The sequence below is a fragment of the Caballeronia sp. LZ033 genome (assembly GCF_031451265.1).
Classification (GTDB): Bacteria; Pseudomonadota; Gammaproteobacteria; order Burkholderiales; family Burkholderiaceae; genus Caballeronia.
On the sequence record NZ_JARUXQ010000004.1, the window covers coordinates 102,172 to 115,984 of the forward strand.

Consider the following 13,813-nt stretch of genomic DNA (forward strand, 5'->3'; position numbering starts at 1 on the left):
AACACGCCCCGATGGGTGCGATCGCCGCGACGTCGACAGGACGTACTTGCGGCATCCGCCTTGGCGGCGTTGCTTGAAGCAGGAAGATTGAAGAAAGCGTGAAGCGCCTATGCGGCGCTTTTTTATTTTCCGGCCGCGGATGCCGGTTCGGCCGCTGCGGCCGGCTCGAACGTCCTGGCGCGCAGGCTGACCTTTTCGGCATAGGCGCGCGATCCGCCGTAGCTCTTCAGCGCCGCATCGACATCGCCCTGTGCGGAAGTCATGTAGCCGTGCAGGATCGCCGAACCTGCCTCAATGTTGTCTTCCGGATCGGTCAGGTCAATGTTGCGCACCAGCGACTTGTGGGCCGAGGGCACCACTTGCATGAGCCCGGTTGCGTGGTTCGGTCCGCGGGCGGTTTCCTTGAAACGCGATTCGATGGAGATGATCGCGAGCAACAAGGCGGGCGGAAGCGAATACTTCGATGCCGATGTCATCACCGCCGAGGCGATGGTCTGCGCCTTCTCACGCGCCACGCCGAACTTCTGTGTCAGATATTCCGAAATCTTGTGACTTGCCTGCTCTGCCTTCGGGTCCTGCTGAACGGCGGAATCGCCGGCTGCCGGGACAGTCTGCTGCGCGAAGGCAGCGGACGCGCAACTCAGCGCGATGGCGAAGGCCGCAGAGAGGACAAGGTTTCGACGCATCGGATCGGGGAAGTCATGACGGAGCCGCATTATAGCCACATAAAAATTCCTTGTGGATCATGGACTTGTCTTTAATCTGAAGTTTCGTTGCGGGAATCGGAACGAATTACGTCGGCCCGGCTCGCTTGGCGGCCGGGGCCGAGATGCCCTCGCCGGCGTCGGTGGAGAGCCGCAGGAACATCGGCAGGGACGCGAGCACCACCAGCGCGATCACGACAAAACCGCACGCCAGTTGCCAGCGTTCGGTCTGGACGCTGCCCGAAGCCAGCATGGTCGCCTGGATCGTGCCGGACGCCACCGTGACGCCGAGCGCCTTCATCAACTGCTGTGCGGTTCCCTGGAACGACGTGGCGGCGGCCAGGCGCGGTTTTGGCACGTCGGCGAAGGCGAGCGCGCCCATCGTCGCAAAACTGAGCGAGCGGCCGAGGCCGCCGAGCAGCAGGAGCAGGAAGATCGCAGCGGCGGGCCAGGCCTGCGACATCGTCGAACAGGCGAGCAGCACGGCCGCGAAACAGACGCTGCCCGCGCACAGCACCGTGCGCACCGAGAAATGCCGCAGCGCGAGCGCGGTCATTGGGCGCATGCAGAACGAGCCAAGGGCGCTCGCGAAGGTCACGAGGCCGCTGGCCGTCGCGCTGTAGCCGAAGCCGGTCTGCAAGGTCAGCGGGACGAGAAACGGCAGCGCGCCGGCGCCCGCGCGGAACAGGCTGCCGGCGACCGTCGCGGCATGGAAGGTGGGAATGGACAGCAGCGAGAAGTCGATGGCCGGATTCGCCGTCCGGCGGCAATGCAGCACCGTCACGCGAAACAGCAGCAGGCCCGCTGCCATGCAGATCCAGGGCACGCCGTCCGGCAGGACGCCGCGCCCAGCGCTTTCGATCCCGATCATGAACAGACTCAGCGATGCGCCCGACAGCAGCATGCCGCGCAGGTCGGGCGGCGTGCGGCTTTCGGGCGGCGAAGGCGGCAGCAGCTTCCACGTCAGCAACATGCCCGCGATGCCCACCGGCACGTTCACCCAGAAGATGCTGCGCCAGCTGAGGGCATCGGTGAGAAAGCCGCCGAGCGGCGGGCCGAGCAACGGGCCGACGAGCGCGGGCATCGTGAGCCAGGTGGTGGCCTGGAGCAGTTCTTCGCGCTTGACGCCGCGAAACAGGATCAGCCGCCCGACCGGCACCATCATCGCGCCGCCGAGCCCCTGCACGACGCGGGCGGCCAGCAATTGCGGCAGGTTCATCGCGGCCGCGCAGGCTATCGATGCCAGCGTGAACGTCGCGATGGCCCACATGAACACGCGCCGCGCGCCGAAGCGGTCGGCGACCCAGCCGCTGGCGGGAATGAACACCGTCAGCGCGACGAGATAGGCGGTGATGGCGCTGCTGAGATGAACGGGATCGACATGAAGGTCGCGGGCCATGGTCGGCAGCGCCGTCGCGACGATGGTGCCGTCCATGTTCTGCATGAACAGCGCGCTCGCGACCACGGCGGCGGTCAAACGGAAGTTGCGTTCGTTCACGATGCCGCATCCGGAAGAGCGCCGAAGGCGTGTTGCAAGCTTTGCTGACTGACGTCCGTTCGATTCGATAAGGAAAAGGGTCGCATGCCGCACAGTCTAGCGCGATCAGCGCACGGCCGTTTCCGGCCGCCGGGCGTCCTTAATCCGCGATACGCGCCACGCCGGCCACCATCTCCATGAAATGCGGCAAGCCGGGCGTGACGCGGGAGGCGTCCTTCGCTTCGTCGTCCCAGCGACGCAGCGCGAGCGCATCCTGCGCATAGGGTCGGGCGAGGAAGGCGTGCGCGGCTTCATCGTCGAAAACGCCGCCCTGCAATTGCAGGCTGCGTACCGAATCGGCGGAGAGCCGCGCATGATAGGACGCATCGATGGCGCACAGGCAGCGCTTCGCATCGACGTGCAGCCGGATCGGTTCGAGCACGGCATCCGGAAACAGCGGCCGCAGGAAGGGCAGCGCGTAATACTGATGCAGATCGTCGATGCCGCGTTCCGTCGGCGTCTCGCCCTGCTGATTCAGCAGATGGCCGAGGTCATGCAGCAAGGCGGCCACGATCAGTTCGCGGCTCGCGCCGGCCTGTTCAGCGAGCGTCGCGCTTTGCAGGGCGTGCTGTAGTTGCGTGACCGGTTCGCCGCTATAGGCCATGGAACCGTGTGTGTCGAAGAGATGCTGGATGTCGTCAAGCGTAAGTGCCATGGTTGAGCTGAGCGTTGCCGGATCAAACCCGACATCATCGCGTTGCTTCATGACACGACGATGGCGCGTGCTGCAATGCGACAAGGAGCCCGTCCGATGCCGCTCTCGTTTCGCCGCCGTCCCGAACTCGCCGGCCTCAACTTGCGTTCGCGGCGCGAAGTGCGGCGCATCGCGTGGCACTTCGCACAACGGCACTGGACGCTGCATGCGCCGGCCTTCGTGTGGATCCTTTTCGTGCTGATGCACGTGCGCTATCACCTCGTGCCGGAGCGCCGCGAGTATCTTGCGATCACGCTCGTGCTCTTCGTCGTGGCAGTGGTGAACATCCGCCTGCACATCGCGCATTACCTGAAGGCTGCGCGTGCGGTTTTCGACCGCATCGGCAGCGCTTTTCCTGTGAAGTGAAGCGGCGTGCTGCGCTGCCGCATCAACGGCGGGCCCGTGTTAGGATGCTCGGCGACCCGTACCCACCGAACGCACTATGGCCACGCTATACGAAACGCTCGGCGTGAACGAGCATGCCACCGACGAAGAGATCAAACGCGCGTATCGCAAGGCCGCCATGCGCTGCCATCCGGATCGCAACGTGGGCAACGAAGCCGAAGCCCACGCGCAGTTTCACGAGATCAAGGAAGCCTACGCAATCCTGTCCGATCGCGCCCAGCGCGAGGTGTACGACCGTACGTTCGCGGAAGAGATGCGTCGCTGGGAAGAGCGTGTGCGCCAGGGAGAAGCGGAACGCGCGGCACGCGAAGCCAAGGAACGCGAGGCGCGGGAAGCGCTGTATGCGGAACGCGTGTCGCTGGCGATGCGCTTTGCATCGCTTGGACATAATCGCGATGTCGTATTCGGTGTCCTGCTCGGCGCGCAATGCGATGAACCGGCGGCGCGGCAGATCGCGGACAGTGTGATCGCCCTGCATGAGTCACGTCTGCAGAGCAACGCAGAAATAGTTGAAAAAGAAGAAGCCGGGAAGAACGAAGAGAAAGAGGCGAGTGCCGCTGGCCCGATGAACCCGCTCGGCGCAATGTGGTTCCAGTTCCTGAACAACATGCGCCTTTGAAAGTCATCGCTTATGCCGCCAGCATTTCGCCGCGCATGTTGCGTTGCCGGGGTGCGGCGGGATACACGCACCAGTGTCCGTCGTCATGACGGAAGAAGAACAACGCTCTCGACGCCTTTCCGTTCAACGCTTCCACACACACATAACGCCGGCCGTCGGAACGGGTGCGGCTGAACTGCCTGACTCGCACCGGCATGCTTCCGGGCGCCAGCCACTTGTCCACCTGGTAACGAAGGGACTGCTCGTTCGCGCATTTCATTTCAGTCTCCAGCACGCGGCCTTCATGATCCGGATTACGGCGTGACGTACGCCGGTCTGAACCACTCGGAAACCCTTGCCGCAACGCATCACGTTCCTCACAAAGCGCTTTAACTCTACGCCCCTCGCCCTTGAGCGGAGCCGTTTTTGCGAAATAGCAACAGACAGCTTCAAGCGCCTCGCCCCCGTTCGAGCACAAGCATCCTTACCGCCGATGGACCTATGCTCATGCACGCGATGCCCGGATATGTACGCGAACGGTCATATGAAATGGCCGATGCGTACGCTAGCCGTCATAGGAGATGAAGCGAGCCGCATGCCCGAGCCAGGGGCCATCCGCAATCAGAGCGGACGCGCGAAGCTCAGTTCGTGACCGTCGGGATCGGTGAGATGGAAGTAGCGTTCGTGCCAGGGCGCATCGCGCGGTTCGAACTGCGGTTCGATGCCGTTTGCCTTGGCCCGCCGATAGAACGCGTCCACGTCGGACACATGGATGATGACGCGGCCCCAGAAGCGGATGGGCGCGTGGGTTTCGCTGGTGAGATTGAGGTACGAGTTGCCGAGCGCGAACGAGCTGAACGTCGCGTCGCCACCGCCGTACAGCAGGCGCAGGCCGAGCGCTTCATAGAAGCGCACGGCGCGCGCCATGTCGCCGGTGGCGAGCGTGATCGCGCTCAGGCTTTCGACGCATGCATCGTCGTCTTGATGCCGGGGTGTCGGCGAGTGCGAGTCAGTCATGCGTGATGGTTCATCCCGAGTGTGGATGGTGCGAGACGAGCGGCAGCACCGAAAGATCCGGATGCGTGCCGTCGATGATGCTCTTGCCGATGTGCCGCGCTTCATCGACGGCATCGGGCGCGCTGCGGTAGGCATCGTCGCCGTCGGCATGAAAATGGACCGCTTCTCCAGGCACCTCGGCATGCGCGCCGGGCCGGCACACATGGCCAATATAAACGAAGCGGTCCGCTGCAAGAGGCGGCGCATGTTCGGGCGTCGGCTTCAGTTGAGCCAGCACGTGGATCTCGAAACCCTCGTACTGGAACATCTGCCATTGAGCGGGATCGTCAGGCATGATCGCCTCCTTGGTGTGGTTCGCTCGTCGATCCACGTTACTCCTGTTGTTGCGGCGAATCCATCGGGCATTGCCATCGCGAAGGCGTCATCCGCCTCGCGCGTTTTTCAGCGGGATGCGGATCGGCCCGCCGATGCTGTTGAACAGCAGGTCGCCATCGGGAAGATATTCGACCACGCCATACGCGCCGTTGCCGAGGTTGCCTTGCCCGAGCGAGACGCGATGCACCGTCTCACCCGTTTTCCAGTCCATGCCGGTGATCTCCCAGCCGCTCTGCGGGTAATAGCCGTTCACGAAGACCATGCCGGATCCCGTGCTGATGCTCGGCACCATGCTGACGGAGACGACATCGCCACGCGCCCAGACGCTGCGCCAGCGATGCGCCCGCGGATCCCACTCGAAGCGTTCGACGCCTGACGCCGGCGGCAGGACCGGACCGAGCGCGAGCACGTCGACGAGCCTGTCCTTGTCGCGCTTCCGTGCGGCATTGTTTGCGACGAACGCGCCGTAGCCGCTCACCGCCACCGAGCGTCTCGACTGGATGACATCGGGAAGCTTCGCGAGTCCCGCCGTGACCGGAATCTGACCGGCAATGCGCGCGGAGGGCGTGCCGGGAATCTGCTTCAATCCGGTGGGAATCGCGTCGCGCCAGAAGGCGACGAGGTTCATGCGGGCGGCGCCGTCGGTGATGACGACCAGCCGGTCCGCATCCTGACCGTTGCCCATCAGGGTGGGCGTCGATCCGGTTCCCTGGCTGTTTTCGTAGGGCGCCTTCCAGGCGCCGTCGGCTTCGTCTTCGGACAGCTTCGAGCCTGTCCACACGAGCTTGTGCAGCATGCGGCTGGAGGCAACATAGATGCCGCCGTGCGCGTCGATGCAGAACGAGTTGCTCACGACCTCGTCCGGTGCGAAGCGCACGGTGTACGCCTGGCCTTCGAGCGAACGGTCCAGCACGCTGAGCGTGTTGGCCGACGCCACGACGAACTTGCCGTCGTACGTCATGCCCATGCCGACGAGAAACGACCGGCCGATCATCGGCGTCATGTCGATGGTCTTGAGCAGCCTGATGCCTGCTTCAGGATGCTTGTCGTCGAGCAGCCCGAACTTGCTGATCTTGCCGTTCGTGCTGTTGAAGTAGACGTGGTTATCGCGATCGACGAGCGAGTACGCGCCGTTCACCGCACGCGTCCAGTCGACGCCATAGGCCTCGGACACCGCCTTGCGAATCTGCTCGACCGAAGTGAACGGCTGGTCGAGTACTTTGGCGTGCGTGGCGGCGGAGATGAGCCGGGTGTGCTGCGCCGGCATGCGCGCCACTTCACGCAGGCGTCCGCCGGAGATGTCGATATAACTGACGCCTTCGCTCGATACGCCCCACATATATCCCGGCGATGTCGAGGCGAGCGTCATCACGTTCACCGGACCCGCCACGACGCGCGGGAACTTGCGCGGATCGACGCTGAACAAGCCGCGCCTGACCGGCCAGGGAAACGCGTCGCTCTGGGCGGAATCGAAATGCGTGATGGCGAGGCGGGGCGCCGCGAGATACGGATTGACGGGCGGCTGCCCCGCGGACTGAGCGGCGGCGAACCCGGCGACGCACAGCAGCGACGCCGCCAGCGCGCGGCTGGACTTGCTGAACAGGATTGACTTCATCGTTGAAGAGTGAGGCGGCGCGGGGGGCCGTGACTGAAGGTGGTGCGGCGTGAGACCTGCGTGACTGTCCGCTGGCCGGTGGCGGAAAACAATCGGCCGGTTCCTATAAAGCAGGTGTTTCCGTTAAAAAAGCTGAAGCAGTTGCGATCGCCGTCAAATTGACACTGCGCGCGTGCCTGACGGATACTTTTTTCGCTCCGGGTCTGCACGATTTTTCACGGTCGTTTCAAGCGGACCGGGGCGCTTCGGGCGCAGGAAGCGACGCATCCGTTCCCCATTCGTCAGCCGTTTCGTTGCCCATCCTCGGGAGGGCGTCTTGAAGCCAGGCACGACCGGATCCAACGTACGCATGCACGCCATGCCGCGCCTCACCGCCCTCGCCGGCGACGTGACGGCGGGCACGGTCTCCACGCTCGTCATGCTGTGCTATGCGATGAGTCTCGGCACGCTGATCTTCAGCGCCGATCTCGCCCGCTACGCCGAACTCGGCGTTCCCACCGCGCTGGTCAGCTGCATCGTCACGGCGTTCGTCATCGCGCTCACCAGTTCGATGCGCATGAACATCGGCGGGCCGGACAGCAATGCCACCGCGTTTCTCGTCGGCGTGGCGGCGGGCGTCGCGAGCAGCGTGCGCGCGAACGGCGGCTCGCCCACGGTGATCCTGCTGACCGTGCTGGTCGCCATCGCGCTGTGCTCGCTCGTCACGGGCCTGATCCTCTTCGCCATCGGCTCCTCCAAGAAAAGCCGCTCGCTGCAATTCCTGCCCTATCCGGTGATGGGCGGCTTTCTCGCCGGCACCGGTTATCTGCTGATCGCGGGCGCGTTTCGCGTGCTGACCGGACTCACGCTCGACTGGCATACGCTGCCCATGCTCGCCCGCCTGTCATGGCTCGCGTGGGTCCCGGCGCTGTTCGTCGGCGCGCTTGCCACGCTGCTCGCGCGTCGCTGGCGCCATGCGGCCGCGATGCCGATCACGCTCGCCATCGGCATCGCGCTTTTTTACGGGCTGCTGCACGTCGCGGGCATCTCGCCCGAGGAGGCGCGCGGCATGGGCCTGCTGCTTCAACATGTGCCGGTGCATGCGCTGCACATACCGGAACTGCATCTGCCGTCGACGCTCGCGCACGGCGAGATCGACTGGCATGCGATCGTCGCGCATCTGCCGGAGACGCTCATCGTTACGTCGGTATCGGCGATCACGATCATCATGAACTCCACTGCGATGGGCGCAGCGACCGGACAGGACATCGACCTCAACCGCGAGATGCGCGCCGCCGGACTCGCGAACATCGCGAGCGGTCTGTTCGGCGGCATGGTCGGTTATCAGTCGTACAACCGCTCCATGCTCAACGCGCGCGCCGGCGCGACGAGCCGCGTCGCCGGCGTGTTCGCGGCGCTCGCCTGCCTGTTCGTGCTGATTGCATCGCCCGATCTCGTGTCGCTGTTTCCAGTGCCGGTGCTCGTCGGCATGCAGCTGTACATGGGCCTGCGCCTGATGATGGACTGGCTCGTCGGCGCGTATCGCAGACTCACCTGGCACGAGTATCTGCTCGTGCCGCTGATCCTCGGCGTGATCGCGTTCTATGGCGTGATCGCGGGCGTCGTGGCGGGCGTGGTGGTCGCGTGCGTGACCTTCGCGCTGCTCTATGGGCGGGCCGGCTGCGTGCGCATGGAGTTCGACGGCCGCACGCGGACTTCCAACGTCGAACGCAGCATCGAGGAAACGCGGCTGCTGATGGACCGCGGCGACGAAATCTGCGGTGTCTGCCTGCAAGGCTTCCTTTTCTTCGGCTCGGCGCATTCGATGTTGCAGCGCATCCGCGAGCGAATCCGCGGGCATAAGCCGCGGCCGGTCCGCTATGTCGTGCTCGACTTCGCGTGGACCAACGGCATGGACGCATCGGTATCGCTGGCGTTCGTGAAGCTGCGCCAGGCGTGTGTCGCGATCGGCGCAGACCTCGTGCTCACGGCGTTGCCGGACGGCTCGCGCGCGCTGCTGGCGCGCACCGGGGCGCTGGCGCTCGGCATCCGCGAATTCGCGTCGCTCGACGCGGGGCTCGAATGGATCGAGGCGCAACAGCTCGCCGCCTCGACGCAGCGCGCGGCGGCTGGCGCGGCATCGTCCGACTTCCGCACGCTGCTCGCGCCGCACTTCACCGAACGCGCTTTGGCGCAACTGGCCGCGCGGTTGGACCTGCGCGAGATCGACGCGGGCGAGGCGCTGTTCCGGCGCGGCGACGCGGGCGATGCGCTCTATATCGTCGAGGCGGGACGCGTGACGGTATCGCTGCCGCTGGCGGGCGGACGGTCGGTACGGCTGCGCTCGTTCGGGCCGGGGACCATCATCGGCGAGATGGCGGTGTACACGCATGCGCCGCGCAGCGCGGACGTGGTCGCCGACGAACCCGCCCGCTTGAGGCGCATGACGCTCGCGGCGCTGAGTGCGCTGGAGCAGGACGACGCGCTGACGGCACAGGAGTGGCATCGCTTCGTCGTGAAGATGATGGCGCTGCGGCTGGCGGTGGCGGACGAGGCGCTGCGGGCGGCGTCGTGAATGTGCGGCGGGCTTGATCGGCGCGCTTGCTCGACCGGCGGATGACCGGTATGTTGAACGCGGCCGCTCAACCTCGAGACCCCGACCATGATCCGCAGATTCCGCGCACCGCTGGCGCTGCTGCTGGCGCTCTCCGCTACGGGGCTGCATGCGCAGACGGCGCGGCAGACCATCGCGATTCCTGACTGCACGCTGATCGACGACAACGCCGCCTACAACGATGCCGCCACCAACCGCGATCAGGCCGCGCGCCTCGCGATGGTCAGCAGCGCATTGCGCGACGACCTGAATCAGCGCGGCCTGTTCCAGGTTGCCGACAACGCCGGCGCGCGCGACCTGATTGCGTCGCTGCAAGGCGCGCAGGACATGAGCGCCTGCAATGGCTGCGAACTGCGCGTGGCGAAGCAGCTCGGCACCACGCGCGCGGGCGTGTGCTGGGTGCAGAAGATCAGCAATCTGATCCTCAACATCAACTTGCGTGTTGAAGACGCCGCCAGCGGCAAGACGGTGTTCCAGCGCTCGGTGGACATGCGCGGCAACACGGACCTTTCATGGCAACGCGCAGCAAAGGCGCTCGCCGATCTGGTCGCCGCCGATCCCGCCGCCACGCGCTGACGCCGCACACGACACACTCATACCGCCGGGCGTGCGGAATTCGGGAGTTTCTCCCGGCCCCGGGCGTTGCCAGTGCTGCGTCTATTGGGCTAAGTTGGCCTGAGCAGCCCGACCACACATCGTGCCGGCCAGAATTGCAACCGCTGGAGACAAACATGCAAGTCAGAATCAAGGCGGCGCGTCTTGCCTGCGCGTCGGTGCTCGCGCCGTCGCTGGCCCTCGTGGCCGGCTTCGCGCAGGCCGCCGCGCCGACCGCCTACGTGACGACCGAAAACGCCGGTGTAGGCGTCATCGATCTGGACAAGCTTTCGCTCGACAAGACCTGGGACGTGGGCAAGGACGGGCCGCGCGGCCTGTCGCTGAACAAGGACGGCACGCGTCTCTACGTGGCCAACAAGGCGACCAGCGATCTCTCGGAGATCGATACTTCGACCGGCAAGGTCGTGCGCCGCGTGAAGATCGGCAAGAATCCGGAGTTCGTGCGCGTGTTCGGCGGCCATGCCTACGTCACCTACGAGCCCGGCGAAAACGGCGGCCCGCCGAAGCCCGGCGAGCCCGAGAAAGACGATGACGACGCCAACTCGCCGCCGGCCGAGATCGCTATCGTCGATCTGAAGAGCATGAAGGTCACGCACTCGGTGAAGAGCGGGCATGAGACGGAAGGCGTCGAATTCTCTCCGGACGGCAAGCTGATCCTCGTCACCAACGAAGGCGACGATACGGTGTCGGTGTATCGCGTCGGCACGGGCAAGCCGGTGCGCACCGTCAAGCTTCCGAAAGGCTCGCGCCCGCGCGGCATCAAGGCGACGCCGGACGGCAAGGGCTATGTCGTCACGCTGGAGAACGCGAACAAGTTCGTCGTGCTCGATGGCGGCAGCCTGAAGGTCATGAAGACCGTCGACACGAAGACGGGCCCGTATGGCGTGTCGTTCGATCCCTCGGGCAAGCGCTTGCTCGTTGCCGCGTCACGCGACAAGACCTTGCAGGTGTTCGACGGCGCCACCTACGAGCACGTGCAGGACGTGCCGGTCGGCCAGCGCTGCTGGCACTTCAGCTTCACGCCGGACGGCTCGAAGCTGCTGCTCGCCTGCGGACGCTCGAACGCGGTCTATGTGCTCGACGGCGCCGACTACAAGGAGATCAAGCAGATCGGCGACTTGCCGCTGGCGTGGGGCATCGTCACGTATCCGCCGAGCGCGGGATCGATCGTCGGACGCTGAACGCCTCGCACGCAAGCAAGACGAAAACGGCCGCCTTCGAGCGGCCGTGGCCATTATTTCCACGCGTAGCGCATCCCCACCCAGACGCCGCGCGGCGCACCGACACCCAGGAACTGCTCGTTCACCGTGTCGCCGCCGTTGAAGGTGTGATTCGGCCCGTTGAAGAAGTTCTCGCCAAGAATCGCGAAGTTCGCATAACGCTTGTTCAGCAGGTTCTTGACGGTCGCATACACCTGCAACTGCTTGGTGACGTTGTAGGTGGTGTCGAGATCGATCAGGAAATAGCCCGCCACGCTGCCGTTCGTATCCTGGTTGTTCTCGTCGCCACGCGCGAAGATGTTGCTGCGATAAGTAAGATTCGTGCCGATGTTCCAGCGCGCGAACGGGTTGTAGTCGACGCGCATCTTCACGGTGTTGGCGGGAATGCCCGGGATGCGGTCGCCGGAATGCACGGTGATGTTGCCGTCGTCGTCGGCGCTCGAATTGGACGCGCTGCTTTCCGTCCAGGTCGAGCGATAGGTCGCGTTCACATAGGCGTAGCTCGCCGCCACGCCTACCGGCCCCCATTGCGTGCGGCCCGCGAGTTCGAAGCCCTGGCGGCGCGTCTTGCCCACGTTCTGGAAGTAGCCGAGCGTGCTGGCCGCACCCTGGCTGCTGACGAACTGGATGTCGTCGGACAGCGTCGTGCTGTAGGCCGCCGCGCTCCACGTCGTGTGGTTGCCGAGCCGGCCGCGCGCGCCGATCTCGAAGGTGCGCGAGATGACCGGTTTCAAATCCGGGTCGGCGATGAAATCGTTGGGCAGCGAGCAGGGCGCGGCCGGGTCCGCGCACGCGAGTTCGATGGCGGTCGGCGAGCGCATGCCCTCGTTGTACGTGGCATAGGCGGTGAAGGCCGGCGTCGGATTCCAGTTGAAGCCTACGGCCGGGTTGAAGCGCGAGAACGTGTGGCGGCCGTCGAGCAGCGGCTGCACGCCGCTTTCATCGCCGATGGTCGCCTTCGACCAGTTATAGCGGCCCGCGAGCGTCATCGACCATTGCTCGGTGAAGGAGAAGGTGTTCTCGAAGTAGATGCCCCAGTTCTCGTTGCGCGTCTTGGCGTCGGTGGTCGGCACGAAGGAGCCGGTGCCGATGGTCGCGCGGTTGTCGGTGAACTCGGCCGCCTGCTCGGCCTGCGAGAAGTGCGAATTGGCGAAGTCGCCCGCCGCGCCGAGAATCAGCTGGTTGTCATGGCCGAACAGCTTGTTCAGCAGCGTGAGTTGCAGGCTCGCGCCATAGCTGTCCGTCACGATCACGGACTGGTCGTTGAAGGCCTGGGTGAGTTCGTCGGCGTCGTCGCCGTCCGGGTCGAAGTCGTCGTTGACGTTCGAGCTCACGTTCTTGTTGCGATAGTGCCGGTAGTACACGTTGCCGCTGATCTGGATATTCGGCGTGATGTAGTGCTCGGCGTTGATCGTGATGTAGCCGACCTGGTTCTCGTTGGTGTCCGGGAACGTGTAGGCCTGGCGGAAGTTGTCCATGAACGAACGCGGGATGGTCTGCGAGCCGTTCAGCGTGTTGTCGGCGCCGCCCATCGAGACGGAGATCGTGGTATCCGCGTCCGTATAGCGGATCTTGCCGAAAGCCTGGCGCAGCTTGCTCGAATTGTGATCGGCCCAGCCGTTGTCGTTCGTGATGTTGGCGGTGAAGTAGTAGTCGAGATGATCGCCGATCACGCCGCCCTGCTCGATCTGCGCATACTTGCGCCCGAACGAGCCAAAGCCGGCATCCACGTTGCCGCCCGGATTGCTGCGGCCGTTCTTGGTCTGCACCGCAATGGCGCCGCCCAGCGTGTTGAGGCCGAAGGTCGGGTTCGAACCGGGGATGATCTGCATCGTCTGGATGGCGGCCTGCGGAATCAGGTCCCAGTTGACGACATCGCCGAACGGTTCGTTGATGCGCACGCCGTCCATGAAGACGGACAAGCCCTGCGGCGTCCCGAGCAATGGCGAAGCGGTGAAGCCGCGGTAGTTGATGTCGGACTGGGAGGGATTGCCTTGCGCATCGTTGATATCGACGCTCACGACGTTCTTCTGCAGATAGTCCGTGGTGGTTTGCGAGTGCTGCGCTTCGATTTCCGAGCCGCGGATGGTCTGGACGTTCGCGGGCACTTTTTCGAGCGGCGTGCCGACGCCGACGAGCGGCGTCGTGCCGACCACCACCACGTTGGGCAACTGCACGGTCGGCGGCGCGCTTGCAGCTTCCACGGGCGCTTCGGCCGTGTCGGGGGCGGGCGGCGTCTGCGCCCATGCGGCCACCGTGATGCTGGCGAATGCGCTGCCGAACACGAGCCGCAGTCCTGCTCGGGGTTTGAACGGATGCGCGGGCGCGCGTCTGCGCGGCATGCTCTTCATCGTCATCTCCACTTGTCGTTATCGGATCTACGCGAAACCACGCGATGTCACGCGAAAGGAAGCTTCCCTTAATGAAAGCGTCGCATAAG

At 64.9% G+C, this 13,813-nt stretch carries 13 protein-coding genes; 5 read left to right on the top strand and 8 right to left on the bottom strand.

All coding sequences use genetic code 11. From position 1 onward, the window contains the following. Window positions 1-122: 122 nt before the first annotated feature. The 3 genes from QCE62_RS27845 to QCE62_RS27855 all read right to left on the bottom strand — a co-directional run bounded on the left by QCE62_RS27845 (window position 123) and on the right by QCE62_RS27855 (window position 2,896). Window positions 123-686, bottom strand: coding sequence for a transglycosylase SLT domain-containing protein (locus QCE62_RS27845; protein WP_309925530.1), 564 nt, complete (start codon window positions 684-686; stop codon window positions 123-125). 106 nt (window positions 687-792) lie between these two features. After that, complete coding sequence (locus tag QCE62_RS27850) at window positions 793-2,205, bottom strand: DHA2 family efflux MFS transporter permease subunit (protein ID WP_409017955.1); 1,413 nt, start codon at window positions 2,203-2,205, stop codon at window positions 793-795. Window positions 2,206-2,341: 136 nt separating this feature from the next. After that, entirely contained in the window at window positions 2,342-2,896 is a 555-nt protein-coding gene (locus QCE62_RS27855; protein ID WP_309925535.1) for a phosphonate degradation HD-domain oxygenase, read from the bottom strand. Window positions 2,897-2,992: 96 nt separating this feature from the next. Between QCE62_RS27855 and QCE62_RS27860 the strand changes: the two genes are divergently transcribed. Together QCE62_RS27860 and QCE62_RS27865 are read left to right on the top strand one after the other, a co-directional pair. Next, window positions 2,993-3,301, top strand: coding sequence for a hypothetical protein (locus tag QCE62_RS27860; protein ID WP_309925537.1), 309 nt, complete (start codon window positions 2,993-2,995; stop codon window positions 3,299-3,301). A 76-nt stretch (window positions 3,302-3,377) separates the two neighbouring features. Continuing rightward, window positions 3,378-3,959 carry a DnaJ domain-containing protein gene (locus QCE62_RS27865; RefSeq protein ID WP_309925539.1) on the top strand — a complete coding sequence of 194 codons (582 nt, stop codon included), beginning with the start codon at window positions 3,378-3,380 and terminating at the stop codon, window positions 3,957-3,959. A gap of 10 nt (window positions 3,960-3,969) precedes the next feature. Here QCE62_RS27865 and QCE62_RS27870 read toward each other — a convergent pair whose 3' ends face one another. From QCE62_RS27870 to QCE62_RS27885, 4 genes are all read right to left on the bottom strand, one after another. Continuing rightward, window positions 3,970-4,218, bottom strand: coding sequence for a hypothetical protein (locus tag QCE62_RS27870; protein WP_309925540.1), 249 nt, complete (start codon window positions 4,216-4,218; stop codon window positions 3,970-3,972). Window positions 4,219-4,559: 341 nt separating this feature from the next. Beyond that, complete coding sequence (locus QCE62_RS27875; protein WP_309925542.1) at window positions 4,560-4,955, bottom strand: VOC family protein; 396 nt, start codon at window positions 4,953-4,955, stop codon at window positions 4,560-4,562. A 10-nt stretch (window positions 4,956-4,965) separates the two neighbouring features. Then, complete coding sequence (locus QCE62_RS27880) at window positions 4,966-5,289, bottom strand: hypothetical protein (RefSeq protein ID WP_309925543.1); 324 nt, start codon at window positions 5,287-5,289, stop codon at window positions 4,966-4,968. A gap of 87 nt (window positions 5,290-5,376) precedes the next feature. Then, entirely contained in the window at window positions 5,377-6,945 is a 1,569-nt protein-coding gene (locus QCE62_RS27885; RefSeq protein ID WP_309925545.1) for a hypothetical protein, read from the bottom strand. Window positions 6,946-7,303: 358 nt separating this feature from the next. Here QCE62_RS27885 and QCE62_RS27890 point away from each other — a divergent pair, with 358 nt between their 5' ends. From QCE62_RS27890 to QCE62_RS27900, 3 genes are all read left to right on the top strand, one after another. After that, window positions 7,304-9,499: a SulP family inorganic anion transporter gene (locus tag QCE62_RS27890; protein WP_309927476.1), complete on the top strand. Its 2,196-nt coding sequence runs from the start codon at window positions 7,304-7,306 to the stop codon at window positions 9,497-9,499. Window positions 9,500-9,586: 87 nt separating this feature from the next. Beyond that, on the top strand, window positions 9,587-10,114 hold the full coding sequence (locus QCE62_RS27895; protein ID WP_309925547.1) for a DUF3280 domain-containing protein: 528 nt from the start codon (window positions 9,587-9,589) through the stop codon (window positions 10,112-10,114). 155 nt (window positions 10,115-10,269) lie between these two features. Beyond that, window positions 10,270-11,334: a beta-propeller fold lactonase family protein gene (locus QCE62_RS27900; protein WP_309925549.1), complete on the top strand. Its 1,065-nt coding sequence runs from the start codon at window positions 10,270-10,272 to the stop codon at window positions 11,332-11,334. A gap of 53 nt (window positions 11,335-11,387) precedes the next feature. Here QCE62_RS27900 and QCE62_RS27905 read toward each other — a convergent pair whose 3' ends face one another. Continuing rightward, window positions 11,388-13,730, bottom strand: coding sequence for a TonB-dependent receptor (locus QCE62_RS27905; protein ID WP_404987503.1), 2,343 nt, complete (start codon window positions 13,728-13,730; stop codon window positions 11,388-11,390). Window positions 13,731-13,813 lie beyond the last annotated feature (83 nt).

What these genes read in the sequence shown, in the direction of transcription:
- QCE62_RS27875 (WP_309925542.1), bottom strand. Translation starts at nt 4,955, where the DNA reads ATGACTGACTCGCACTCGCCGACACCCCGGCATCAAGACGACGATGCA.
- QCE62_RS27865 (WP_309925539.1), top strand. Translation starts at nt 3,378, where the DNA reads ATGGCCACGCTATACGAAACGCTCGGCGTGAACGAGCATGCCACCGAC.
- QCE62_RS27900 (WP_309925549.1), top strand. Translation starts at nt 10,270, where the DNA reads ATGCAAGTCAGAATCAAGGCGGCGCGTCTTGCCTGCGCGTCGGTGCTC.
- QCE62_RS27845 (WP_309925530.1), bottom strand. Translation starts at nt 686, where the DNA reads ATGCGTCGAAACCTTGTCCTCTCTGCGGCCTTCGCCATCGCGCTGAGT.
- QCE62_RS27890 (WP_309927476.1), top strand. Translation starts at nt 7,304, where the DNA reads ATGCCGCGCCTCACCGCCCTCGCCGGCGACGTGACGGCGGGCACGGTC.
- QCE62_RS27855 (WP_309925535.1), bottom strand. Translation starts at nt 2,896, where the DNA reads ATGGCACTTACGCTTGACGACATCCAGCATCTCTTCGACACACACGGT.
- QCE62_RS27885 (WP_309925545.1), bottom strand. Translation starts at nt 6,945, where the DNA reads ATGAAGTCAATCCTGTTCAGCAAGTCCAGCCGCGCGCTGGCGGCGTCG.
- QCE62_RS27905 (WP_404987503.1), bottom strand. Translation starts at nt 13,730, where the DNA reads ATGACGATGAAGAGCATGCCGCGCAGACGCGCGCCCGCGCATCCGTTC.
- QCE62_RS27880 (WP_309925543.1), bottom strand. Translation starts at nt 5,289, where the DNA reads ATGCCTGACGATCCCGCTCAATGGCAGATGTTCCAGTACGAGGGTTTC.
- QCE62_RS27895 (WP_309925547.1), top strand. Translation starts at nt 9,587, where the DNA reads ATGATCCGCAGATTCCGCGCACCGCTGGCGCTGCTGCTGGCGCTCTCC.
- QCE62_RS27870 (WP_309925540.1), bottom strand. Translation starts at nt 4,218, where the DNA reads ATGAAATGCGCGAACGAGCAGTCCCTTCGTTACCAGGTGGACAAGTGG.
- QCE62_RS27860 (WP_309925537.1), top strand. Translation starts at nt 2,993, where the DNA reads ATGCCGCTCTCGTTTCGCCGCCGTCCCGAACTCGCCGGCCTCAACTTG.